This is a genomic window from Sulfitobacter dubius (assembly GCF_900113435.1).
GTDB lineage: Bacteria > Pseudomonadota > Alphaproteobacteria > Rhodobacterales > Rhodobacteraceae > Sulfitobacter > Sulfitobacter dubius.
In genome coordinates this window covers 733,872-756,494 of sequence record NZ_FOPG01000001.1, presented here as the reverse complement: position 1 = coordinate 756,494, position 22,623 = coordinate 733,872, and the positions used below count along the sequence as shown (strand labels likewise).

The window sequence follows — 22,623 nt, the reverse complement described above, 5'->3', positions numbered from 1 at the left end:
GCTAAGAAAAAAGCGCCCCGGTCCAGCTAGGGCCGGGGCCTTCGCACCCTAAACTGCCGTTCAGGCCGAGCGGCGCTGGTCACTGTCGGTCAGCGGACGCGGCAGGGTAAGCCTGAAGGTGCTTCCCACATCGATGGTGCTTTCCAGAGCAAGCCCACCGCCGTGCAGCGTGGCGAGCTGTTCGGCAATCGCAAGCCCCAGTCCCAAGCCGCCGTTCTCCCGCGACATGGACCCATCAACCTGTTGGAAACGCAGAAAAACCCGTTCAAGGTTTTCTTCGGAGATGCCACAGCCGGTATCTGTCACTGAGAAGCTGATATCTCCGGCAGTTTGATGCACTTGGAGGTGAATATTCCCGCTGCGCGTAAATTTGACAGCATTTGAAATCAGATTGTAGAGGATCTGCCGCAAGCGCACCGGATCGGCGTTGGCTGTGGCAGTGCCGTTGTCTTCATAGGTAAGGGTGAGCCCCTTGGCCTCGGCGTCCGGACGCAGGTCATCGGCGACCGAGCGGGCGATATCGCTGGTCTCAATCTCTTGCAGGTCAAGTTCCATCTTGCCACGGGCGACCTTGGTCCAATCCAACAGGTCTTCGACAAGGCGCAGCATATGTTTGGACGATCCTGCAATGCCGCCCGCTTGGTTAGAGACAAAATTCTGGAACTCATCCACGCTGTTGCGGATTTCGGGCGTGGCGTTGGGGCTATTGGTCAATGCGGTGTGCAAACGGCGTGCCTGTGGCAGTTTCTCGGCGTGCTGCAAAAAGGTCGCCCGGCCAGAGATTACGGTGAGTGGGGTACGCAACTCATGGCTGACGTTGTTGAGGAACTCGGTCTTTTCCCGGTCTGCAGCCTTGGCCGCGTCTAGCGCGCGCTTTTCGGTGGTCACGTCGGTCCAGATTCCCACGGTGTATCCGTGCGGCGTGCGCGATTCCGTGACCTTGAGCCAGAAATTGTCCGAGACTTCGAGGTTAAAGGCGCCGCTTGGGTTGCGAAAACGGGCGAGGCGCTTCGCGATCCATGCCTCGCGCTCTTCGACATTCTCGGGATGCTGATTGCGGGCCACCCAATGGCGTAGTAATTCTTCGATAGTCTTGCCGGGGACCAGAAGATCGACAATCTCAGGGTGATACTCGAGAAATTTGCTGTTTACGGTGACCAACCGTTCCTTTTCATCAAAAGCGATAAAGCCTTCTTGGATCGAGCCGATGCCCTCTGCCAAAAGGGCGTGGGCCTCTTGCTTTTTCAACGTAACTCGGCGGAACGCCCAGAGCCCGGCCATCAGTGCGATGGTCGCAAACAGCGCGAAGGCCACAAGGTAGGGGCTTTGCGGGGCATAGGGCGGCAGACCGTTAACCGGGCGTGCCGTGGCTTCCCATGTCTTGCCCAATAGCTCAAACCGGGTGCGCACCGGATCACCATCGTCCAGCGCCGAAGGCTCTATTTCTGGCGGGATCGCGCCTGTTGGGAAAGCGCGTAGGCTATAGGTATAGTCGGCGGCTTGATGGGGATTCTGATGCGGTTCAAACAGACGGTCAGGCTGGAAAACGATCGATATCACGCCCCAAAAGCGCGGTGCACCAAGGCCGGTGGGCCGTTCAAAGACCGGATAATGCATGATGTAGCCCCTACCGCCCTGTACAAGCGTCAGCGGACCTTCGATGGTTGGGCTTTGGCGGCGATAGGCGTTTGCAACGCCTGATAGCTGTGCGGGAATGTTTTTGTACGCCATGCCGATGGTCGGCCCATTCGGCTGTTTGGGATAGCTTTGGGTGATGGTCAGATCAGGGGCGAGGGCAAAGGCCCTTATGCCGGGGTTCCGCTCCCTCAATTCCTTAACCAACAATTCAATCTTTTTGTCTTTAAACGACTCACCCGAGAGCAGAATATTCTCGATGTTTTTGGTGACTAAGATCGTTTCCTGAAACTGGTGCTGCACCTGATTGCTGAGTTCGTGCAGCGCTTGGCGCGCGTCCTGACGCATGCTGGCGATATGCTGCTCATAATCCAGTTTGACGATCGAATAGCTGATGCCAGCCACGCAGCACAGCACGATGAAATTGACGATGATATACGCCTTGGATGTCGCGTAGTCCCGAAACGTGTTGCCCACGTTTTATCCTTTGCCTCCGGGCGCATTTGACATCGTTGGGCCATCTGCGCGTAGTTTACATCCTGCTGGCCGCTACCATTGATAGAAATCATGGCAAAATTCGGGCATCTTCAAGCTATTCAAGTGATTGATCTGCGAGAAACCAGCGGGTTTCAAAAGGGCAGATGCCGCGCCTCACTAGGGCAGCGGTAATCAGCGTGGAGCGGGTAACGAGAATCGAACTCGTAACTAAAGCTTGGGAAGCTGCCGTGATACCTTTTCACCATACCCGCGCGCTGAGGGTGGGATAATCGGCGTGCAGGAGAAGGTCAAGTCAGGGTTTGATGGCGGTGACGAAATTGATCTCGGCGGGCAGGCGCAGAGGGCCGTTTTGCGCGTAGGGCCGCAGGGCATCGGCGATTGTTTGGCGCAATTCGGCCACCTGTGCTGGGGATGCCTTAAAGTGAGTAATCGTACCGTTTGCAGGACCGATATCACACATCTGTTGGGCCAAATCTTCCACCGAGCCTGCGGGCGTTAGATCAAGCTTCATCACCTCACATTTGATGTCGGCAAAGCCTGCCTGCGTGAGGGTCGCGTCCACCCGTTGGGGATCGCGAAAGGCGAAGGGGCCGGGGGCGTCGGGGTCGGTTTTGGGCATGGCACCGATGATCGCGCGGGCAGCACGGGCCGGTAGGGTGAAAAAGGGGTTTTCAGGGATTTGACCCCAAGCGGCAAAACTGATCCGCGCGCCGGAGCGAAGCTGCGCGGCCATGCGGGTAAAACTGAGAACTGGGTCGGAAAAGAACATCACCCCAAAGCGTGAGATCAGGCGATCATAGGGCGGATCGAGGCGCAGTGCGGTGGCGTCGCCGTGGTGAAAGGTGATTTGGGGCAGGGCGGCCGCTCGCTGCCGCGCCAGATCAAGCAGCGGCTCCGAAACGTCAACGCCCAGCACCGCGCCCCTGTCACCCAACGCTTGCGCGGCAGCGAGGCAGCCCGCGCCCGCGCCGCAACCGATGTCCAGCACGCGTAAGCCCAGGCGCAGGTCCGCCCGTTTCAGCACACCGTCGAGCACCGGCTGCATGAGGGTATCTAACTCTGCCTGTCGCGCGACCCATTTATGGCCAGCAGCACTGCTCCAGAAGTCGATCTGATCGCTGTTGCCTTGATCGCTCATTACGATGTCTTCCGTCTTCTGCGCCGTCCGCCACGCGCGCCCTCTGCGCCGCCAGCACCACCGCCGCCCGTGTTGAAAGTAACATCCGGCAGGGCCACGAGGCTGTTGAGGATCGGGAAGGGCTCGACCGCGTTGGGAATGGCAGAAGCATTGACGAAATGCTCTTGAAAGCGTGGTTCGACGGCGGTCTCGATCTTGTGGATGGCGCGCACCGTGGCCTCGATCTCGGCCCGGGCGTCGGTGTTGAGCAGGGCAATCCGCGCCCCCGTGCCTGCCGCATTACCCGCGCTGGTCACTTTGTCGAGCGGCGCGTCGGGGATCATGCCCAGCACCATCGCATGACGCGGGCTGATATGTGCGCCGAAGGCACCAGCGAGCACCACACGGTCCACTTTATCTACGCCGAATTTGTCCATCAGCAGACGCGCGCCGGAATAGAGCGCGGCCTTGGCCATTTGGATTTCACGGATGTCGCGGTTGGTCACCGTGATCTTTGGTCCGCCTTTTTCGGTGCCGTCGTACACCAGATAGCTGTTGGTGCGCCCATCGGCGAAAACCGACGCCGAGCCGGTCTGCTCTGCGCTGCCGATCAGCCCCGGCGCATCGACGATGCCATGAATGCGCATCTCTGCGACCATCTCGATGATGCCCGAGCCGCAGATGCCGGTGATCCCGGTGCTGGCCACGGCCTCCTCAAAGCCTTCCTCATCGGACCAGAGGTCACAGCCGATCACTTTGAACCGCGCCACTTTGGTTTCGGGGTCAATCTCGACCCGCTCAATTGCGCCGGGGGCCGCGCGCTGTCCCGAGCTGATCTGCGCACCTTCAAACGCAGGGCCGGTGGGAGAAGAACATGCCAGCACCTTTTCCTTGTTGCCCAGCAGGATCTCCGCATTGGTGCCCACATCCACCACCAGCATCAGATCATCCGATTTCTCCGGTGCCTCTGATAGGGCAACGGCGGCGGCGTCGGCCCCCACATGACCCGCAATACAAGGCAGCAGATAGACCCGCGCAGAGGGGTGGATATTGAGGTCCAGATCCTCGGCCCGTAAACGCAGCGCACCCGAGGTTGCGAGCGCGAACGGCGCTTGGCCCAGCTCAAACGGGTCAATGCCCAGCAGCAGATGGTGCATCACCGGGTTGCAGACAAAGACCGCATCAACGATCAGGTTTGGCTCTATAGCGCCTTCTTCGGCGATCTGGGCGAAGAGCGCGTTCATCCCGTCGCGCACCGCACGGGTCATCTCTTGGGCGCCCTCGGGGTTCATCATCGAATAGCTAACACGGCTCATCAGGTCTTCGCCAAAGCGGATCTGCGGGTTCATCACGCCAGAGGAGGCCACGACCTCGCCAGTTTGCAGGTCGCACAGATGCGCCGCGATGGTGGTAGAGCCAAGATCGACCGCCAGCCCGTAGACCGTTCCTTCGTAGTATCCCGGCCAGATGTTCATGATCCGGGCCGCGTTCTCTTGATCGCCCAGATGCACAGCGACGGTCACCTTCCACGCGCCCTTGCGCAGGACCGGCTGCATCATCTGGAGGATGTGCAGATCGGCGGTGACCTTCTCCAGCTCCCATTGCTCGGCCAGCGCGGTGCGCAGCCGCTCCAGATCCCCAGAGGGTTCATGCATGTCGGGCTCTGTCACCTCGACGTAGAACAGTTTGACCGACGGGTTCAGCACGATCTCCCGCGCCTCGGCGCGTTTGCGCACGACCTGTTTATGCATTTGGCTCTCTGGTGGCACGTCAATCACCACGTCGCCCTGCACCGTGGCCTGGCAGCCCAGACGGCGGCCTTCTTTCAGGCCGCGTTTCTCGTCATAGCGCTCCTCAACCGCGTTCCAGTCGCTTAGCGCATCAGGGGCGACGGTTACGCCATGTTTGGAAAACTGCCCATAGCCCGGCGAGACCTGACATTTCGAACAGATGCCGCGCCCGCCACAGACCGAGTCCAGATCAACGCCCAACTGCCGTGCGGCGGTGAGCACCGGTGTGCCTTTGGGAAAGCGCCCTCTCTTGCCGGAGGGCGTGAAAATCACGAGGGGATCACTGCTCATCGGGGCCGTCCTTTGCTTCTTTGCGCCACCATAGCGTTCCGCGCGGCAGGGGAAAGGCACTGCGCGTCAATTCGTGTGGCGCGCACGTCATTCCAGCCTTGGGACTTACGCTGGGGAATAGGTCTTTCCAATCCGGGCCATCCGTGAAATAGGAAACCGCCAAATGAACCCATCCAGACCGAGGTGTTAAATGGAGATTCGTGAGGCCCTGACCTTTGATGACGTACTGCTGGTTCCCGCGGCGTCCTCTGTGTTGCCGTCTACCGCAGATACAAGAACCCGCGTCACGCAGAGCATCGCGCTCAATATCCCGCTGCTAAGCTCGGCCATGGATACGGTGACCGAAAGCCGCATGGCGATTGCGCTGGCGCAGGCCGGTGGGATGGGTGTTGTGCACCGCAACCTGACGGTGGAAGAGCAGGCCCGCGAAGTGCGCCGGGTCAAGCGGTTTGAATCCGGCATAGTTTACAACCCGATTACCCTGCGGCCTGAGCAGACATTGGCAGATGCCAAAGCTTTGCAAGAACGCTACCGCGTGACGGGTTTCCCGGTGGTGGATGAAAGCGGTCGTGTGCTGGGCATCGTGACAAACCGTGACATGCGCTTTGCCTCTGACGATCGTACACCGGTTTCGGTGATGATGACCTCTGACCGGCTGGCGATCCTGCAAGAACCTGCCGACCGCGACGAGGCAATCAGCCTGATGAAATCCCGCCGGATCGAAAAACTGCTGGTCACCGATGCCAAGGGCAAGCTGACCGGGCTTCTGACTCTGCGCGACACCGAACAGGCCGTGCTGAACCCAACCGCCTGCAAGGATGATCTGGGCCGTCTGCGCGTCGCTGCTGCCACCACGGTAGGGGATGCGGGCTTTGAACGCTCCGAAGCATTGGTCGACGCGGGCGTCGATATGATCGTGATAGACACAGCGCATGGCCATTCTGAAGGCGTGGCTCTTGCGGTGACACGGGCCAAAAAGCAATTCGGCGACGTTCAAGTTGTCGCGGGCAATGTCGCCACCGGCGCTGCCACCCGCGCGCTGATCGACGCAGGCGCCGATGCGGTCAAGGTTGGCATCGGTCCCGGCTCCATCTGCACTACGCGGATGGTCGCGGGCGTCGGCGTGCCGCAGTTGACCGCGATCATGGATTGCGTGGCCGCCGCCGGTGACGTGCCGATCATCGCTGACGGTGGCATCAAGTTTTCGGGCGATTTCGCCAAGGCGATCGCGGCAGGGGCCTCCTGCGCAATGGTCGGCAGCATGATCGCGGGCACCGATGAAAGCCCCGGTGAAGTGGTTCTTTATCAAGGCCGTAGCTTCAAAAGCTACCGTGGCATGGGCAGCATGGGCGCCATGGCGCGCGGCTCGGCGGATCGCTATTTCCAGAAAGACGCCGCCTCAGACAAGCTGGTGCCTGAAGGGATCGAAGGTCAGGTGCCCTATAAAGGCAGTGCGAACAACGTCTTGCACCAACTGGTAGGCGGGCTACGCGCCGCGATGGGCTATACCGGTTGCGCGACCGTCGACGAGATGCGCAGCAACTGTAGTTTTGTGAAGATCACGGGTGCGGGACTGAAAGAAAGCCACGTGCATGACGTGCAAATCACCCGTGAGAGCCCGAACTACCGTATCGGGTAAAAGCAAAGAGAACGGCCTGCGGGCCCTTCGTGAAAAAGGAAGATGCCATGACCCCGGGCGCGCGCGTATCAGCTGCGATAGAAGTTTTGGACGCGATCGCCGGGGGGCTGGCCGCCGAACAGGCGCTAACCCGTTGGGCGCGGCAAAGCCGTTTTGCCGGTTCCAAGGATCGGGCTGCTGTGCGGGATCATGTATTTGATGTGCTACGCCAAAAACGAACTGCGGCCCATTATGGGGGCAGTGAGGCGGGCCGGGCGTTAATGATTGGTATGCTGCACGGGCAGAAGGCTGATCTTGACGCGTTGTTCACAGGCGAAGGGCACGCGCCTATGCCGTTGAGTGAGGAGGAGCGCCGGTTCCCGCAAACACCCGAAGACCGCGCGACGAACCTTAACTTGCCCGACTGGTTGCTACCCCTGTTTGATACCGCACTTGGTGAGAAAGCAGATGCCGCCGCCTTAGCGCTGCAGGAACGTGGGCCGATTTGCCTGCGCGTCAACACAGCGCGGATCGAAGTGGCCGCCGCGCAAGAGCTACTGGCCGAAGATGGCGTTCAAACCCGAGCCAACCCTTTGACCGCTGCTGCACTGACAGTCACCGAAGGCCCGCGCCGGATACGAAATTCACGGGCATTTATTGATGGTTATGTCGAATTGCAGGATGCAGCCAGCCAAGCGGTTGTCGCTGGTTTGCCTTTGGGTGGACGGGTGCTCGATTATTGCGCCGGGGGCGGAGGCAAGGCGTTGGCTTTGGCGATGGACCCGTCACGGCAAATCACCGCCCATGACATCGACCCGCGGCGGATGAGCGATCTGCCGGTCCGCGCTGAACGCGCTGGCGTGGAGATTTCGATTGCAGACCGCGAACAGGTCGTGGCTGACGGCCCCTATGATCTTGTCCTGTGCGATGCGCCTTGTTCGGGCTCTGGCGCATGGCGGCGCGCGGCGGAAGGAAAATGGACCCTTACCCCCGATCGCCTGACCGAATTGACCGGCATTCAGGATCAAATTCTTGATGCTGCAGCGACACTTACAACGGCACAGGGCGTATTGGCCTATGCGACATGCTCTTTGTTCCGAGAAGAAAACGAAGCACGGGTAGACGCTTTTCTGACCCGCCATCCGGAGTGGAAAGCGACGCGAATGGACCGCTTTGACATCACTTCCGAGGGCGACGGCTTCTTCGTAGCACAGTTGACGCGCGATTAAATACCTCCATAATCAACCAATGCGTGCAAAGCGGTCAGAGTTAAAGCCTGCTTAACCTCTGTCGCACGTAATAGTCATATGATTCGGTTGTTGGGGGAATTGCGTGCGGCAGGACGTTCGTCATTCAGCGGTTGGGGGCCACGCAGGTCAGGGGCGGCTATGGTTGCTTGGGCTACTGTCTACGGCCGCAGCCGGTCTTGCGCTGCGCAGCACAGAGGTTGCGATAGCAATCGGCTTTACAGTATCCGCTATTACGTTTGGTTTGATATTGTTAGGCTATTTAGGTCTGGACCTACGCACCAAAGCCCGGGATCAGGCGCGCTCTGCGGGGGTGACAGATTTCATCGCTGACGACGCCACGCCCAGCTTCATTGTAGCGACGGACAGGCAGATTCTGTATCGCAATCAGGCGTCTGAAGTGCAGTTTGGCGGTCAGCAGGAAGAAACCCTTGCGGGGGTCCTGCAGACCCATTTTTCCAATCCTGTTGGTCTTCTCTATCGCCTTCAATCGCGGGCGGCCGTTAGTGGCACTGCGCGAGAGGAAGTGATTACCCGCAAGGGCCCGGTTCGGATATCTGCCCACCAGCTTTCTGTTGAGCGTTTCTTGTGGCGGATTGATCCCGTTCCCGCCCGCGACGGCGTGCGCAGCGCTCAGGAAAGCATGGCACTACCGATGGTGATGGTCGGTCGTAGTGGGGCTATCCTTTTTATGAATGACGCAGCACGCACCGTTGTCGGGGACCGGGTGAAATCCTTGGACCGGTTGTTTATCTCGCTCCCCATAACGCCCGGGACCGTTACTGAAATCACAACTGCCGCAGGCAATCGGCAAGTTCTGGTAGGCGAGATTGAGGCAGGTGCCAATCGCCGCGCAATCTATCTCTTGCCGCCGCCCGAAGGGGCTAACCCCGCGCCTGACTTGGGCTGGGAATCTTTCCAAGACCTCCCCGTACCCCTGATTAAGCTTGGCCCTGATGGAACTGTCCTGGCCTTCAACCGTATGGCGGCTAAGCTGCTTGGCGTATCGTTGCGACGGAAAGCACATCTTTCGCAGTTAATGGAAGGCTTGGGCCGCTCTATCTCGGATTGGTTGGATGACAGTCTGGCGGGGCGATTGGTGCAGAAATCCGAATTTCTTAGGCTAACCCGTACGGATCAAGAGATCTTTGTGCAGGTCTCGCTCAACCGGATATCGGACGGAGAAGAACCGGCTTTGATCGCAGTACTGCAAGACGCGACTGAATTGAAATCCCTTGAGGCGCAATTTGTGCAGAGCCAGAAAATGCAGGCCATCGGCCAGTTGGCGGGGGGCGTGGCGCATGACTTTAACAATCTTCTCACCGCTATTTCGGGCCATTGCGATCTGCTCTTGTTGCGCCATGATCAAGGCGATCCCGATTTCAGCGATTTGGTTCAGATCAACCAGAACGCCAATCGGGTCGCTGCCCTCGTCGGTCAGTTGCTAGCCTTCTCTCGCAAGCAAACTTTGCGCCCTGAAACGCTTAACATGCGCGATACGCTGGCCGATCTAACCCATCTGCTCAACCGTTTGGTCGGGGAAAAGGTAACACTTACGCTAAGCCATGATCCGGTGTTGGCCCCCATTCGCGCAGACAAGCGTCAATTGGAGCAGGTGTTGATGAACCTCGTTGTAAATGCGCGGGACGCAATGCCGGCCGGAGGGGAGATCCGTATCGTGACGGAGGTGAGCACTCTCGAGCAGCCGCTTGAGCGGGACCGGGTCAGCGTGCCCGCCGGACGCTATGTAACTGTCCAAGTGAATGATGATGGTACCGGGATCCCGCGGGATAGACTGCAAAAGGTATTTGAGCCGTTTTTCACCACCAAACGGACGGGTGAAGGCACGGGCCTAGGTCTCTCAACCGCCTATGGCATCGTCAAACAAACGGGCGGGTTTATCTTTGTCGACAGCGAGGTGGGGCGGGGTACATCTTTCATCTTGTATTTCCCCGTGCTCGAAGGGCAGCCCACGACGGTTTCTCGGGCCTCTGTGTCTCAACCGGAAGAGGGACTGCCGCAGCGTTCGGATGGTGTGATCTTGTTGGTAGAAGATGAAGCGCCAGTACGGGCCTTTGCCAGCCGCGCTTTGCGCCTGCGCGGGTATACTGTCCTAGAGGCGGAATCCGCGGAAGCTGCATTGAAAACTCTCGAAGACAAAGAACTTGTTATCGACGTTTTTGTGACAGACGTCGTGATGCCCGGAATGGACGGCCCAAGCTGGGTGCGTCAGGCACTTAAACAGCGACCCGATGTACGTGTCGTCTTCGTTTCGGGCTATGCGGAGGATAACTTTGGCGAGGAGCAGTCAAAAATTCCAAACTCGGTCTTTCTGCCTAAGCCTTTTTCACTGACTGATCTGACCAATACGGTACATAACCAATTGCACTAAACACTATGCCCCAAACATTTAAATAAGTTCCAGTTAGGGAATCGACTCGTAAAGCTCAAATTCTGCCGCGAATTTTCGACGAAAGCGCTTCTCGACGGTTGGCGAAAGTTCGATCGCCATCTTAGGCGAGACATTCTCTCGGCCAAGTGACAGGCTCATTTCTAGTCGTTCCTCCAAGAAGCTGCGTAGCCGCTGCTGATCTTCATAGCGAAAGTGGTGGGTGATGCCGGTGCCGTTTGGCTGGGTCTCCATGAACTTTGACTGACTTCCCACATCTGCGAAACCCGGCTTGTTTCCCTTCATATAGGCGAGCACAAATTCATCGAATGTGATCCCGAATGTGTTGTTGGGTTTGCCCTCCATGAAGGGACGCTGGCGATAGCGATACCAACTGCCCAACCATGATATGGGCTCACGCATCACCGCCATAAGCTCAAGCTCTGCATCACAGACATTAAGGAACATCGGCCGGATGAAGCGGTTGTAGCGGTAAACCGGAGCGTGCTTCAGCATGGGCGGCTCAGAAATCAACATGTCCGCACGCGGCGCGAGGGCTTTCTCATAGGCAGTGGTTCCGGTTTTCGGCACGGACAGAAAAGCCAACCGTTCTTTAAAGAAAACAATCACGCCTGCCTTAACTCCTTGCTGCGAATGACCCCATATTTGCGGGGTAAACCATTTCTTTACCATTCCAGATAAAACTTAAAGCGCAAACAAAATGATTGAAATGTTCTCCGTTTGCCCTCATATGGAACATTAGAAGAACATGTGCAGCGCAGCGCGCGGGCGATTGCCGCCGGGGCGCCACTGTGACACTAAGGGAAGAACCTAATGGCAATGGCAGATCTTTTGACAATGGACAGCAAGAAAACCGCGGAAAAGCAAAAGGCGCTCGACAGCGCGCTGGCCCAGATCGAACGTCAGTTCGGCAAAGGCTCGATCATGAAATTGGGCGCCGAAGGGGCGATCCAAGACATCAAGGCCAGCTCAACAGGCTCGCTTGGCCTCGATATCGCGCTTGGCATTGGCGGTTTGCCGATGGGGCGTATCATCGAGATTTACGGCCCGGAATCTTCGGGTAAAACCACGCTGACCCTGCACTGCGTGGCGGAACAGCAAAAAGCTGGCGGCGTTTGCGCCTTCGTCGATGCGGAGCACGCGCTTGACCCACAATATGCGAAAAAGCTTGGCGTGGATATTGATGAACTGCTGATTTCGCAGCCTGACACAGGCGAACAGGCGTTGGAGATTACTGATACGCTCGTGCGCTCGGGTGCGGTGAATATGGTTATCGTCGACTCGGTGGCGGCTTTGACACCAAAATCCGAACTCGAAGGCGAAATGGGTGACAGCAGCGTCGGCGTGCAGGCACGACTGATGAGCCAAGCCATGCGGAAGCTCACCGGTTCGATTAGCCGCTCCAATTGTATGGTGATCTTCATCAACCAGATCAGGATGAAGATCGGCGTCATGTTCGGCTCGCCCGAGACGACGACCGGCGGTAATGCGTTGAAATTCTATTCGTCTGTCCGGCTCGACATTCGCCGCATCGGCGCATTGAAGGACCGCGATGAAGTTGTCGGCAATGCGACGAAGGTTAAGGTCGTCAAGAACAAGGTTGCGCCGCCCTTCAAACAGGTCGAGTTCGACATCATGTATGGCGAAGGTATTTCGAAAATGGGCGAATTGCTTGATCTTGGGGTCAAGGCTGGCGTGGTCGATAAGTCAGGATCATGGTTCAGCTACGGTGATGAGCGGATCGGGCAGGGGCGTGAGAACGCTAAGAACTTCCTGAAAGAAAATACCGCCATGGCCTCCGAGATCGAAGACAAGATCCGCGCGGCACATGGGTTGGATTTTGATGGATCCGGTGGTGACGACGCGGATATCCTTGAAGCGTAAAGCCTTCGGGTCGGACCTGATATTTCGAAGGGGGCGTGGCCATGGGCTGCGCCCCCTTTTTCATGGGCAGGAACGGTAGACAGCGCCGGGGCTGAGGGGTATTTGGGACCGACCCAATCTGCCCCGGAAGGCCTCGCCCATGAAGACGCTGAATGAAATTCGCTCAACTTTTCTGAATTATTTCGATGCGCAGGGGCATCAGATCGTGCCCTCCAGCCCATTGGTGCCGCGCAATGACCCGACGTTGATGTTCACGGCTGCCGGTATGGTGCAGTTCAAGAATCTCTTTACCGGGGTCGAAACCCGCGATTATAGCCGCGCCACGTCGGCCCAGAAATGTGTGCGCGCGGGCGGGAAACATAACGATCTCGACAATGTGGGTTATACTGCACGGCACCACACGTTCTTCGAGATGTTGGGCAACTTCAGTTTCGGGGATTACTTTAAATCCGAAGCGATCCCCTTTGCCTGGGACCTGCTGACCAAGGAATTCGGCATTGACCCGAACCGCCTGCTGGTCACGGTTTACCATACGGATGAAGAAGCGGTGAAAATCTGGAAAGCCCACACCGGCCTGCCGGATGACCGCATTATCCGCATCGCCACAGACGATAATTTCTGGTCGGCTGGCCCAACCGGCCCCTGTGGGCCCTGTACTGAAATCTTCTACGACCACGGCGACCATATTTGGGGTGGCCCCCCCGGATCACCGGAGGAAGATGGTGACCGTTTTGTCGAGATCTGGAACCTTGTTTTCATGCAATACGAGCAGTTCGAGGACGGCACGCGCCAGCCGTTGCCGAACCAGTCGATTGACACCGGCATGGGGATCGAGCGGGTCGCGGCGTTGCTGCAGGGCACGAATGACAACTACGCCACCGATCTGATGCGCAGCCTGATTGAGGCCAGTGCGCATGCGTCTTCGACCGATCCCGACGGGCCGGGCAAGACCCACCACCGGGTGATTGCGGACCACCTGCGTTCGACCTCCTTCCTTATTGCCGACGGGGTTATGCCCTCGAACGAGGGCCGCGGCTATGTATTGCGCCGGATCATGCGTCGCGCCATGCGGCACGCACACTTGCTGGGCGTTAAGGACCCGTTAATGCATCAACTGGTACCGTCGCTGGTGCAGCAGATGGGTGCGGCTTACCCTGAATTGGGGCAGGCCCAATCGCTCATTCGTGAGACGTTGTTGCTGGAGGAAACCCGTTTCCGCCAAACGCTCGACCGGGGTTTGAAGCTGTTGGACGATGAGTTGAGCTCTCTCCCAGAGGGGGCGACCCTGCCGGGGGAGGCCGCGTTTAAGCTTTATGATACCTACGGGTTCCCACTTGACCTTACGCAGGACGCGTTGCGGGAAAAGGGACGTGCGGTTGACACCGATGGGTTCGACACTGCGATGCAGGCACAAAAGGCCAAAGCCCGCGCCGCTTGGGCCGGGTCGGGCGAAGCGGCGGATGCGACTGTCTGGTTTGACGTAGCTGACAAGAGCGGCACCACTGAATTCTTGGGCTATGACACTGAAAGCGCGGAAGGTCAGATCGTTGCCTTGGTACAGGGCAGTGACAAAGTCGATTCTGCAGCCGTTGGCAGCGACGTGCAAGTCGCGCTGAACCAGACACCTTTCTACGCTGAAAGCGGCGGGCAGGTTGGCGATACTGGCGTGATCCGCACCCAAAGCGGCATCGTCAATGTTACGGACACGCGTAAATCTGCGGGCGTTTTCGTGCATTTCGGCCATGTCGTCGAAGGCGAAGTGAAACCCGGCCAGACGGCGGTTCTTAATGTCGACCCGGCGCGGCGTACCGCGATCCGTGCCAATCACTCGGCCACGCACCTGTTGCATGAGGCGTTGCGCAACGCACTTGGAGACCATGTTTCGCAGCGTGGATCGTTGAATGCGCACGACCGGCTGCGGTTCGATTTTTCGCATGCCAAGGGCTTAACGCAGGAAGAGCTGAGCCAGGTCGAGCGCGAGGTGAATGATTATATCCGCCAAAACACGCCGGTTGAGACGCGGATCATGACCCCGGATGATGCCCGTCGCATGGGCGCACAGGCGCTTTTCGGTGAGAAATACGGCGATGAAGTGCGGGTTGTCTCAATGGGACAGCTTGAAGGCTCGGGTAAGGGCAGCGATAAATCAACCTATTCGCTTGAGCTTTGCGGCGGCACCCATGTGCGGCAGACAGGCGATATCGGCGCTTTTGTTCTACTGGGCGATAGTGCCAGCAGTGCGGGCGTCCGCCGGATTGAAGCGCTGACTGGTACAGAAGCATTGGCTTGGTTGCGTGAGCAAGAGGCCGCCTTGAGCCGCGTCGCAGCGGAGTTGAAAACCTCGACAAGCGATGTGCCTGATCGTGTCCGCGCGCTTCTTGACGAACGCCGCAGCCTCTCCAACGAAGTGGCCCAGTTGCGCCGCGAATTGGCGATGTCTGGTGGCGGCGCGGCAGCACCCGAAGCACGCGAAGTGAATGGTGTGAGGTTCGTCGGCCAAGTGTTGAGCGGCGTGACGGGCAAAGACTTGCCGGGTCTGGTGGACGAACATAAGGCCAAACTGGGTTCAGGCGCGGTGCTGTTGATTGCCGATACGGGCGGCAAAGCAGCGGTTGCAGGCGGCGTTACCAAAGATTTGACAGATCGCCTTTCGGCGGTCGATATGGTGAAGGCCGCGGTGGCTGAACTGGGCGGTAAAGGCGGCGGTGGCCGTCCTGATATGGCACAGGGCGGCGGTGCTTCGGCAGAGAATGCAGAGGCCGCGATCGCTGCCGCTGAAAATATCTTGAAAGGATAAGACTCATGGGCGCACTTTGGATTGCACATGTCACCGTCTCTGACGAAGAGGCGTATAAGAAATACGCGGTCGGTGCGACCGAAGCGATTGCTGCCTACGGCGGTAAGTTTATCGCACGCGGCGGACGTTTTGTGCAGCTTGAAGGCAAAGAGCGGCCTCGCAATGTCGTGGCCCGTTTCCCCGATGTCGAAACGGCGGAAAAATGTTACCATTCAGATGCTTATCAAGCGGCTTTGAGCCATGCACGCGGTGCATCTGAGCGGGAGCTGATGATCGTCGAAACTGACGAGTGATCTAGAGCAGCTCCGCCTTGGTGAAAGGCGGGGCGCTTTGCCGCCGATTGGGGAACCTTCCACCGGAACTGAGGTTGATCCACATGAACCTCACCCGAATATCCGCCTTAGCCCGCTGGTGTCGCCGCCACGTGGAACTGACCACGCTGGCGTTGATGAGCCTTTCCATCGGGGCGGTTTGGATTTTAGCGGAGCTTACCGAGGAAGTTGTCGAGGGCAGTACCAGCAACCTCGACCGCGACATTCTATTGTTCCTGCGCCCACCCGGAGACCTTTCAGATCCCATTGGCCCGTGGTGGGTCGAAGAGATCGGCCGCGACCTGACGGCGTTGGGCGGGGTGGCCGTCCTTGTGCTGACTACAGTCGTGGTGTCGCTGTTCTTTTTGTTACATCGGCGTTGGTCGACGGTGGTCTATATCCTTGCCACCGTGGGCGGTGGAATCTTGCTAAGCAGTATCGCCAAAGAATTCTTCGACCGCCCTCGACCTGATCTCGTTCCGCATGGATCTTTGGTGCATACAGCGAGTTTTCCTTCGGGCCATTCGATGATGGCGGCGGTGGCGTATCTGACCCTCGGGGCGATGGTGGCGCGGGCGCAAAAGCGATGGGCGCTTAAAGTCTATACGTTGTCCGTCGCCGTTTTACTGACGCTTCTGGTCGGGATGAGCCGGATTTATATGGGGGTGCATTGGCCGACGGATGTGGCGGCCGGCTGGCTCGCGGGCGGGGCTTGGGCGGTGCTGTGCCTGCTTATCGCGCGGAGTTTGGCAAAGCGGGGGCATATCGAACAGGAAGCGAGTGACGCATAGCTCAGGTTCCGATCTAGGGCTTGGAAACAAAAAGGGGCAGCGCATCACTAAGATGCGCTGCCCCTTCCAAATTATGGCAATGGCTTAGCTGGCTTTGGCCATCCGCTTACGCTCATGCGGGTCAAGGTAGCGCTTGCGCAGGCGAACGGCGTTTGGCGTCACTTCGACCAGCTCATCATCATCAATATAAGCAATGGCTTCTTCGAGGCTCAGCGTCATGGGTGTGGTCAGGCGAACCGCTTCGTCGGTGCCCGAAGCACGCACGTTGGTCAGCTTCTTGCCCTTTAGCGGGTTCACTTCGAGGTCATTCTCTCGGCTGTGCTCACCGATGATCATGCCGGTGTAAACGTCAGCTTGCGCGCCGATCATCATCTTGCCGCGCTCTTCGAGGTTCCACAGAGCGAAAGCGACCGAGGTGCCGTTTTCCATGGAGATCAGAACGCCAGCGCGGCGGCCCGGAATCGGGCCCTTATGCGGTGCCCAAGAGTGGAAGACCCGGTTGATAACGCCTGTGCCGCGCGTGTCGGTCAGGAATTCACCGTGGTACCCGATCAAACCGCGCGATGGGACATGCGCGATGATGCGGGTTTTGCCCGCACCGGCTGGTTTCATCTCGACCAGTTCCCCCTTGCGGGTGCCGGTGATCTTTTCGATGACCGCGCCGGAGTATTCGTCATCCACATCGATGGTGGCTTCTTCGATGGGCTCATGGCGGACGCCGTCGATCTCTTGGAAGAGAACCTGCGGGCGAGAGATCGAAAGCTCAAAACCCTCACGGCGCATGTTCTCGATCAGAACGCCCATCTGCAATTCGCCACGACCGGCCACTTCGAACGCGTCGCCGCCCGGTGTGTCGGAGATTTTGATCGCGACGTTGGATTCGGCTTCTTTCATCAGGCGCTCGCGGATCACGCGGGACTGGACTTTCTTGCCGTCACGACCAGCCAGCGGGCTATCGTTGATGCCGAAGGTCACGGTGATGGTGGGCGGATCGATCGGCTGGGCCGGGATCGCTTCATTGACCGATGCATCGGCCAGCGTGTCGGCCACGGTCGCCTTGGTCATCCCGGCGATGGAGACGATGTCACCGGCTTCGGCCAGTTCGATGGCGGTCTGCTCCAGCCCGCGGAAGGCGAGGATTTTGGTGCAGCGGAAGTTCTCGATCAGCTTGCCGTCACGGGACATGGCTTTGATTGTCTGGCCCGCCTTCAGCGTGCCGGTCTCAACACGACCGGTCAGCAGGCGGCCCAGGAACGGATCACCGCCAAGGGTGGTGGCCAGCATGGTGAAGGGCTTATCGGCGTTCTCGATCTGCTTGGGGGCAGGGACGTGCGTCAGGATCAGATCAAACAGCGCGTTCAGGTCTTTGCGCGGACCATCAAGCTCGGCATCAGCCCAGCCGGAACGGCCAGAGGCGTACATATGCGGGAATTCAAGCTGCTCGTCCGTGGCGTCGAGGCTGGCGAAAAGGTCAAAGCATTCGTCAAGCGCGCGGTCGGGCTCGGCATCTGGCTTGTCGACCTTGTTCAGCACGACGATCGGGCGCAGGCCCAGCTTCAGCGCTTTGGAGGTCACGAATTTGGTTTGTGGCATCGGGCCTTCGGCGGCGTCGACCAGCAGGACCACACCGTCGACCATCGACAAGATACGCTCGACTTCGCCGCCAAAGTCGGCGTGGCCGGGGGTGTCGACGATGTTGATGCGGGTGTTGTTCCAGACGACCGAGGTCGGCTTGGCGAAGATGGTAATGCCGCGCTCGCGCTCAAGATCGTTGCTGTCCATGGCGCGTTCGGTGGTCGCCTGGTTTTCACGATATGTGCCGGATTGTTTCAGAAGCTCGTCCACCAGCGTCGTTTTGCCGTGGTCGACGTGAGCGATAATTGCGATGTTGCGCAGGTCCATTAAGTCAGCCTTTGGATAGGGGAGTGGCGCGCCAGCCTCAGGCTGCGCGAATAATTGCGCCGCCCATACCGCGCCCCGGCTGCAATTGCTAGCCCTAATGCCCGATGGATGCCGCTTGCGCGGTCCATCGCTGCGCGCCTGCCACTTTAATGGGTGGTCGTGCCGGAAAAGAGATGAATTATCAGAATGCCGGTGATGATGAAGCTCAGCCCGAGCAGGGCCGGACCATCAAGCCGTTGGTCAAAAAGTAAGTAGCCAATCGCCGCGATACAGACGATGCCAAGGCCCGACCAAATGGCATAGACGATCCCAACCGGCATGACCTTTAGCGCCAGCGCCATGAAATAGAACGACACGAGATAGAACACGACCACCGCCACCGAGGGCCAAAGCCGGGTAAACTGCTGCGAGGCTTGCAGCGCGGTCGTGCCGATGGTTTCCGCGATGATCGCGATGAACAGCCACAGGTAATGCATGGGGGCGCGCCTTTATCAAAGGGGGAGTTGCGTGGTTTCCTTGATCTCTTCCATCACGAAACTGGCCGAGACATCCGAGAGCGGCACCCGGCGAATGAGATCTTGATACAATTGATCGTAACCCGCCATATCCGCAACCCGCGCCCGGATCAAATAGTCCAGATCCCCGGTCATGCGGTAGACGCCAAGGATTTCAGGCATGGATTGCGTGGCTTTGGAGAATTTCTCAAGCCAGTCGGGCGCATGGGCGTTGGTGCGCACTTGGATGAAGACACTAAGGCCAAGGCCAAGTTTTACGGCGTCCAAGAGGGTCACGCGGCCTCTAATAATGCCGGCCTTTTCCAACGTACGAATGCGCCGCCAGCAGGCGTTACGGGATAGATTCACCGCCGCGCCAAGCGCTTCGAGTGATTGGGCCGCGTCACGTTGCAGTTCGACCAATATGCGACGGTCAATTTCATCAAGTGTTGTCATTCAGGCAATCTGGCGGGAAGTTTTCCCATAGGCAAGGGCTTCTCTGCACAGATTTGAGAAAATGTCACAGGGCTGTTGGTCTATTCTGATGCAAAGCCAGTTACAGGAGTTTTCCATGATCGCACGCATCTTCCTCGACCATCCCGCCAAGGTGGATGAGACATTTTTTGAACATATGGCCTTCGCGCTGAAGTTCTCGGGCCTGCTTTTTGCAGCGGCGGGTGCGGCACTGGTGCATGCGCTTATCCCGTGTCTGTTCGAGAAGACCGCCAGCGGGATCATCGCCAAGCTCTATGCCCGGACGCATAATCGCGGGCAGTAGGGGATTGAGGGCCAGCGGCTGCCCGCGGGGCGGCGATCAGATGGTGCCTGTGGCTTGATCCCAACGGGCCCACGAAAAAGGGGCCGCATCGCTGAGACCCCCCTGTCATCTAGCACCCGGTCAACTCAGCCCGCCAGCGCCTTGTTGAGGTTCTCGTCCACCTTCTCCAAGAACCCCATGGTCGTCAGCCAGCCTTGATCGGGGCCAACCAACAGCGCGAGGTCTTTGGTCATGAACCCCGCCTCGACCGTGTCCACCACGACCTTCTCTAGCGTCTCGGCGAAGTTGATCAGCGCCGTGTTATCGTCCAGCTTGCCGCGGTGCTTCAGCCCGCCGGTCCAGGCGTAGATTGACGCAATGGAGTTGGTCGAGGTTTCCTCTCCCTTCTGGTGCTGGCGGTAATGACGCGTCACGGTGCCGTGCGCGGCCTCGGCCTCCACGATCTTCCCATCGGGGGTCATTAGCTGGCTGGTCATCAGACCGAGCGAGCCAAAGCCCTGCGCCACGGTATCGGACTGCACGTCGCCGTCGTAGTTCTTGCAGGCCCAGACATAGCCGCCCGACCATTTCATAGCCGAAGCGACCATGTCGTCGATCAGACGGTGTTCGTACCAGATGTTTTTCTTTTTGAAATCCTCGGCGAATTCTGCGTCAAAGATCTCTTGGAACAGGTCCTTGAAACGCCCGTCATAGGCTTTCAGGATCGTGTTCTTGGTCGACAGATACACCGGCCAGCCGCGGTTCAGACCGTAGTTGAAGGATGCGCGCGCGAAATCTCGGATCGAATCGTCGAGGTTGTACATCGCCATGGTGACGCCAGCGGAGGGCGCGTCGAAGACCTCTTTCTCGATGGTCTCGCCATCGTCGCCAACGAACTTGATCGTCAGCTTGCCCTTGCCGGGGAAACGGAAATCGGTGGCGCGGTATTGGTCGCCAAAGGCATGACGGCCGACGACGATTGGCTGAGTCCAGCCCGGCACAAGGCGCGGCACGTTGCGGCAAATGATCGGCTCCCGGAAGATGACGCCGCCCAGAATATTGCGGATCGTGCCATTGGGGCTGCGGTACATGCGCTTGAGGCCAAATTCCTCAACCCGCGCTTCATCGGGCGTGATGGTCGCGCATTTCACGCCAACACCGTACTTTTGGATCGCATGGGCTGCGTCGACGGTAATCTGATCGTCGGTCTCATCCCGGACTTCCATGCCGAGGTCGTAATACTTCAGGTCAACGTCAAGATAGGGCGTGATCAGCTTTTTCTTGATGAAATCCCAGATGATCCGGGTCATCTCATCGCCGTCGAGTTCGACGATGGGGTTTTCTACCTTAATCTTCGACATGACGAATTCCTTTGGTTGGGGATGCATTTGTCCGTGCTTTAGCCTATCCGGGGCCAAAGAGGAAGATCGTATACCATGGTATGCCGAAGGTCGCGCTTAGGCGTCGGCCCCGGCAAAAAAGCTGCTGATGCGGGCGCGGGCGTAGGCCCAAAGGGCAGGGGCGCCGATGGCGATCTTGCGACCGACCTTCTCTTCGATTTGCGCCTCTGAGACGTTGTAGTCGGTCCAACTGCCACCGCCGGACGCCAGGTTCTGCATCGGTGGCTGGAATCGATCCAGCGATTTGGCAAAGCGGGCCGAGGGGCTTTCGGCGGCTTCAAACTCCTCCCAAATCCCGCGCAGGTCATCGCGCAGATCGGGGGGTAGCAAGCCAAAGATGCGGTCGGCGGCGATTTGTTCCTGCGCTTCCATATCGGCGGCATCGTAGTCGCCGAAGATCGGATTGTCGCCCGCATCGATCTCGACAAGGTCGTGCAGGATCAGCATTTTGATGACGCGGTTGATGTCCACCTCAGGCCCGGCCTTATCGGCCAGCACCAGCGCGTAGAGAGTCAGATGCCATGAGTGTTCGGCAGAATTTTCGGCCCGGCTTGCATCGCACAGAGTGGTGCCGCGCAGGATGGTCTTGAGCTTATCGGCCTCGTTCAGAAAGGCGATCTGCTGGTCGAGCCGCTCGGTCATGCCCCTGCCTTGCCACGATGTTCGCGGAGTTTGCGGGCGAGAAAGCCGCGCGCCTTGTCATTGGCCATCCGCGTACGGATGGCCGTCAAAAAGGCTTCTTCGAGCGTTTGCGACGAGGCGCCAAGCACCTCGCCGACTTCCATAAACAGCCGTTCTTCACCGGTCTCGGCCTGCACGGCGAGGCACTCCTCGGCAAGCTTGTTGGCCAGTTCGATAACGACCGCATCCGCCATCAGCGCGTGGATTCCGTCAGACGGCGTTTCACATAGTCGCTGGTCGAGGTGATCAACGTGTCCATATGTGGCTCTTCAAAGAAGTGTCCTGCGCCTTCGACCTCCTGATGGGTGATCGTGATGCCCTTTTGCTCATGCAGCTTGCTGACCAGATTGGTCGTGTCCGCAGGCGGCGCCACGCGGTCGGCAGTGCCATTGATGACCAGACCAGAGGCCGGGCAGGGCGCGAGGAACGAAAAGTCGTACATATTTGCGGGCGGCGAGACCGAGATGAAGCCGGTGATCTCGGGCCGGCGCATCAGCAGTTGCATGCCGATCCATGCGCCGAAGGAAAAACCAGCAACCCAGCAATGCTTGGAGTTGTTGTTCATCGACTGCAGGTAATCGAGCGCAGAGGCGGCATCGGACAGCTCGCCAATGCCTTGGTCATATTCGCCTTGGCTGCGGCCTACGCCACGGAAGTTAAAGCGCAACACGGTGAAACCCATGTTGTAGAACGCATAGTGCAGGTTATAGACAACCTTGTGATTCATCGTCCCGCCAAACTGCGGGTGCGGATGCAGCACGATGGCAATCGGGGCGTCACGTTCTTTTTGGGGGTGGTAGCGGCCTTCAAGGCGGCCTTCGGGTCCGGGAAAAATAACCTCGGGCATGGGTGTCCCTGTCTGGGGGTTCAAAGATCGCTGCGAATAGTTGACGAATTCGCTATGCCACCTTAGAACGGTTCTAAATCTGGTTCCGCGCAGTGTCGCGTGGATCAGTCTTTGGACTTAGGCATTTAAGCCGCCCACGTCAATCAAATGGCA

At 58.6% G+C, this 22,623-nt stretch carries 19 protein-coding genes and 1 tRNA gene; 8 read left to right on the top strand and 12 right to left on the bottom strand.

The genetic code is table 11. From position 1 onward, the window contains the following. Positions 1-60: 60 nt before the first annotated feature. The 4 genes from BM229_RS03735 to BM229_RS03720 form a co-directional block, all read right to left on the bottom strand. Positions 61-2,112, bottom strand: a complete 2,052-nt coding sequence (locus BM229_RS03735) for an ATP-binding protein (RefSeq protein ID WP_093926327.1) — start codon at positions 2,110-2,112, stop codon at positions 61-63. 198 nt (positions 2,113-2,310) lie between these two features. Beyond that, positions 2,311-2,384: transfer RNA gene (locus BM229_RS03730), tRNA-Gly, on the bottom strand. A gap of 41 nt (positions 2,385-2,425) precedes the next feature. Next, the gene (locus BM229_RS03725; RefSeq protein ID WP_093926326.1) at positions 2,426-3,271 is read right to left on the bottom strand and encodes a class I SAM-dependent methyltransferase; all 846 of its coding nucleotides are present in this window, start codon (positions 3,269-3,271) and stop codon (positions 2,426-2,428) included. Then, a complete protein-coding gene (locus tag BM229_RS03720; RefSeq protein ID WP_093926325.1) occupies positions 3,271-5,331 on the bottom strand; it encodes an ASKHA domain-containing protein in 2,061 nt (686 codons plus the stop codon). The genes BM229_RS03725 and BM229_RS03720 overlap by 1 nt, the downstream gene beginning before the upstream one ends. A 190-nt stretch (positions 5,332-5,521) precedes the next feature. Here BM229_RS03720 and guaB point away from each other — a divergent pair, with 190 nt between their 5' ends. The 3 genes from guaB to BM229_RS03700 all read left to right on the top strand — a co-directional run bounded on the left by guaB (position 5,522) and on the right by BM229_RS03700 (position 10,588). Further along, positions 5,522-6,970 carry an IMP dehydrogenase gene (guaB, locus tag BM229_RS03715; RefSeq protein WP_093926324.1) on the top strand — a complete coding sequence of 483 codons (1,449 nt, stop codon included), beginning with the start codon at positions 5,522-5,524 and terminating at the stop codon, positions 6,968-6,970. 47 nt (positions 6,971-7,017) lie between these two features. Beyond that, entirely contained in the window at positions 7,018-8,178 is a 1,161-nt protein-coding gene (locus BM229_RS03710) for an RsmB/NOP family class I SAM-dependent RNA methyltransferase (RefSeq protein WP_093926323.1), read from the top strand. A 661-nt stretch (positions 8,179-8,839) separates the two neighbouring features. Next, positions 8,840-10,588 carry an ATP-binding protein gene (locus tag BM229_RS03700; protein ID WP_420855247.1) on the top strand — a complete coding sequence of 583 codons (1,749 nt, stop codon included), beginning with the start codon at positions 8,840-8,842 and terminating at the stop codon, positions 10,586-10,588. Positions 10,589-10,621: 33 nt separating this feature from the next. Here the strand turns inward: BM229_RS03700 and BM229_RS03695 are convergent, their stop codons facing one another. After that, entirely contained in the window at positions 10,622-11,215 is a 594-nt protein-coding gene (locus BM229_RS03695) for a gamma-glutamyl kinase (RefSeq protein WP_093926321.1), read from the bottom strand. 210 nt (positions 11,216-11,425) lie between these two features. Here BM229_RS03695 and recA point away from each other — a divergent pair, with 210 nt between their 5' ends. The 4 genes from recA (at position 11,426) to BM229_RS03675 (ending at position 16,389) form a co-directional block, all read left to right on the top strand. Then, a complete protein-coding gene (recA, locus tag BM229_RS03690; protein WP_208604017.1) occupies positions 11,426-12,490 on the top strand; it encodes a recombinase RecA in 1,065 nt (354 codons plus the stop codon). Positions 12,491-12,629: 139 nt separating this feature from the next. Continuing rightward, a complete protein-coding gene (alaS, locus tag BM229_RS03685; protein WP_093926319.1) occupies positions 12,630-15,287 on the top strand; it encodes an alanine--tRNA ligase in 2,658 nt (885 codons plus the stop codon). Positions 15,288-15,292: 5 nt separating this feature from the next. Beyond that, a complete protein-coding gene (locus BM229_RS03680) occupies positions 15,293-15,580 on the top strand; it encodes a DUF1330 domain-containing protein (protein WP_093926318.1) in 288 nt (95 codons plus the stop codon). A gap of 83 nt (positions 15,581-15,663) precedes the next feature. Continuing rightward, positions 15,664-16,389: a phosphatase PAP2 family protein gene (locus tag BM229_RS03675; protein ID WP_093926317.1), complete on the top strand. Its 726-nt coding sequence runs from the start codon at positions 15,664-15,666 to the stop codon at positions 16,387-16,389. An 84-nt stretch (positions 16,390-16,473) separates the two neighbouring features. On the opposite strand, the gene typA is transcribed toward BM229_RS03675, so the two are convergent. The 3 genes from typA to BM229_RS03660 form a co-directional block, all read right to left on the bottom strand. Beyond that, positions 16,474-18,291, bottom strand: coding sequence for a translational GTPase TypA (typA, locus tag BM229_RS03670; RefSeq protein ID WP_093926316.1), 1,818 nt, complete (start codon positions 18,289-18,291; stop codon positions 16,474-16,476). Positions 18,292-18,437: 146 nt separating this feature from the next. Further along, the gene (locus tag BM229_RS03665) at positions 18,438-18,767 is read right to left on the bottom strand and encodes a DMT family transporter (protein ID WP_093926315.1); all 330 of its coding nucleotides are present in this window, start codon (positions 18,765-18,767) and stop codon (positions 18,438-18,440) included. Positions 18,768-18,782: 15 nt separating this feature from the next. Further along, complete coding sequence (locus BM229_RS03660) at positions 18,783-19,241, bottom strand: Lrp/AsnC family transcriptional regulator (RefSeq protein WP_093926314.1); 459 nt, start codon at positions 19,239-19,241, stop codon at positions 18,783-18,785. Between the two features lie 115 nt (positions 19,242-19,356). Between BM229_RS03660 and BM229_RS03655 the strand changes: the two genes are divergently transcribed. Further along, a complete protein-coding gene (locus tag BM229_RS03655; protein ID WP_093926313.1) occupies positions 19,357-19,563 on the top strand; it encodes a DUF6356 family protein in 207 nt (68 codons plus the stop codon). A gap of 125 nt (positions 19,564-19,688) precedes the next feature. Here BM229_RS03655 and BM229_RS03650 read toward each other — a convergent pair whose 3' ends face one another. From BM229_RS03650 to BM229_RS03635, 4 genes are all read right to left on the bottom strand, one after another. Beyond that, positions 19,689-20,903, bottom strand: a complete 1,215-nt coding sequence (locus BM229_RS03650; RefSeq protein WP_093926312.1) for an NADP-dependent isocitrate dehydrogenase — start codon at positions 20,901-20,903, stop codon at positions 19,689-19,691. A gap of 96 nt (positions 20,904-20,999) precedes the next feature. Then, positions 21,000-21,584 carry an HD domain-containing protein gene (locus tag BM229_RS03645; RefSeq protein WP_093926311.1) on the bottom strand — a complete coding sequence of 195 codons (585 nt, stop codon included), beginning with the start codon at positions 21,582-21,584 and terminating at the stop codon, positions 21,000-21,002. After that, positions 21,581-21,817, bottom strand: a complete 237-nt coding sequence (locus BM229_RS03640; protein ID WP_093926310.1) for a hypothetical protein — start codon at positions 21,815-21,817, stop codon at positions 21,581-21,583. The genes BM229_RS03645 and BM229_RS03640 overlap by 4 nt, the downstream gene beginning before the upstream one ends. Further along, positions 21,817-22,470 carry an alpha/beta hydrolase gene (locus BM229_RS03635; protein ID WP_093926309.1) on the bottom strand — a complete coding sequence of 218 codons (654 nt, stop codon included), beginning with the start codon at positions 22,468-22,470 and terminating at the stop codon, positions 21,817-21,819. Before BM229_RS03635 ends, BM229_RS03640 begins: the two co-directional genes overlap by 1 nt. Positions 22,471-22,623 lie beyond the last annotated feature (153 nt).

Bases quoted from the DNA above. Each gene is read 5' to 3' on its own strand.
- BM229_RS03725 (WP_093926326.1), bottom strand. From the start codon at position 3,271: ATGAGCGATCAAGGCAACAGCGATCAGATCGACTTCTGGAGCAGTGCT.
- BM229_RS03720 (WP_093926325.1), bottom strand. From the start codon at position 5,331: ATGAGCAGTGATCCCCTCGTGATTTTCACGCCCTCCGGCAAGAGAGGG.
- guaB (WP_093926324.1), top strand. From the start codon at position 5,522: ATGGAGATTCGTGAGGCCCTGACCTTTGATGACGTACTGCTGGTTCCC.
- BM229_RS03710 (WP_093926323.1), top strand. From the start codon at position 7,018: ATGACCCCGGGCGCGCGCGTATCAGCTGCGATAGAAGTTTTGGACGCG.
- BM229_RS03700 (WP_420855247.1), top strand. From the start codon at position 8,840: ATGGCACTACCGATGGTGATGGTCGGTCGTAGTGGGGCTATCCTTTTT.
- recA (WP_208604017.1), top strand. From the start codon at position 11,426: ATGGCAGATCTTTTGACAATGGACAGCAAGAAAACCGCGGAAAAGCAA.
- alaS (WP_093926319.1), top strand. From the start codon at position 12,630: ATGAAGACGCTGAATGAAATTCGCTCAACTTTTCTGAATTATTTCGAT.
- BM229_RS03680 (WP_093926318.1), top strand. From the start codon at position 15,293: ATGGGCGCACTTTGGATTGCACATGTCACCGTCTCTGACGAAGAGGCG.
- BM229_RS03675 (WP_093926317.1), top strand. From the start codon at position 15,664: ATGAACCTCACCCGAATATCCGCCTTAGCCCGCTGGTGTCGCCGCCAC.
- typA (WP_093926316.1), bottom strand. From the start codon at position 18,291: ATGGACCTGCGCAACATCGCAATTATCGCTCACGTCGACCACGGCAAA.
- BM229_RS03665 (WP_093926315.1), bottom strand. From the start codon at position 18,767: ATGCATTACCTGTGGCTGTTCATCGCGATCATCGCGGAAACCATCGGC.
- BM229_RS03660 (WP_093926314.1), bottom strand. From the start codon at position 19,241: ATGACAACACTTGATGAAATTGACCGTCGCATATTGGTCGAACTGCAA.
- BM229_RS03655 (WP_093926313.1), top strand. From the start codon at position 19,357: ATGATCGCACGCATCTTCCTCGACCATCCCGCCAAGGTGGATGAGACA.
- BM229_RS03650 (WP_093926312.1), bottom strand. From the start codon at position 20,903: ATGTCGAAGATTAAGGTAGAAAACCCCATCGTCGAACTCGACGGCGAT.
- BM229_RS03645 (WP_093926311.1), bottom strand. From the start codon at position 21,584: ATGACCGAGCGGCTCGACCAGCAGATCGCCTTTCTGAACGAGGCCGAT.
- BM229_RS03640 (WP_093926310.1), bottom strand. From the start codon at position 21,817: ATGGCGGATGCGGTCGTTATCGAACTGGCCAACAAGCTTGCCGAGGAG.
- BM229_RS03635 (WP_093926309.1), bottom strand. From the start codon at position 22,470: ATGCCCGAGGTTATTTTTCCCGGACCCGAAGGCCGCCTTGAAGGCCGC.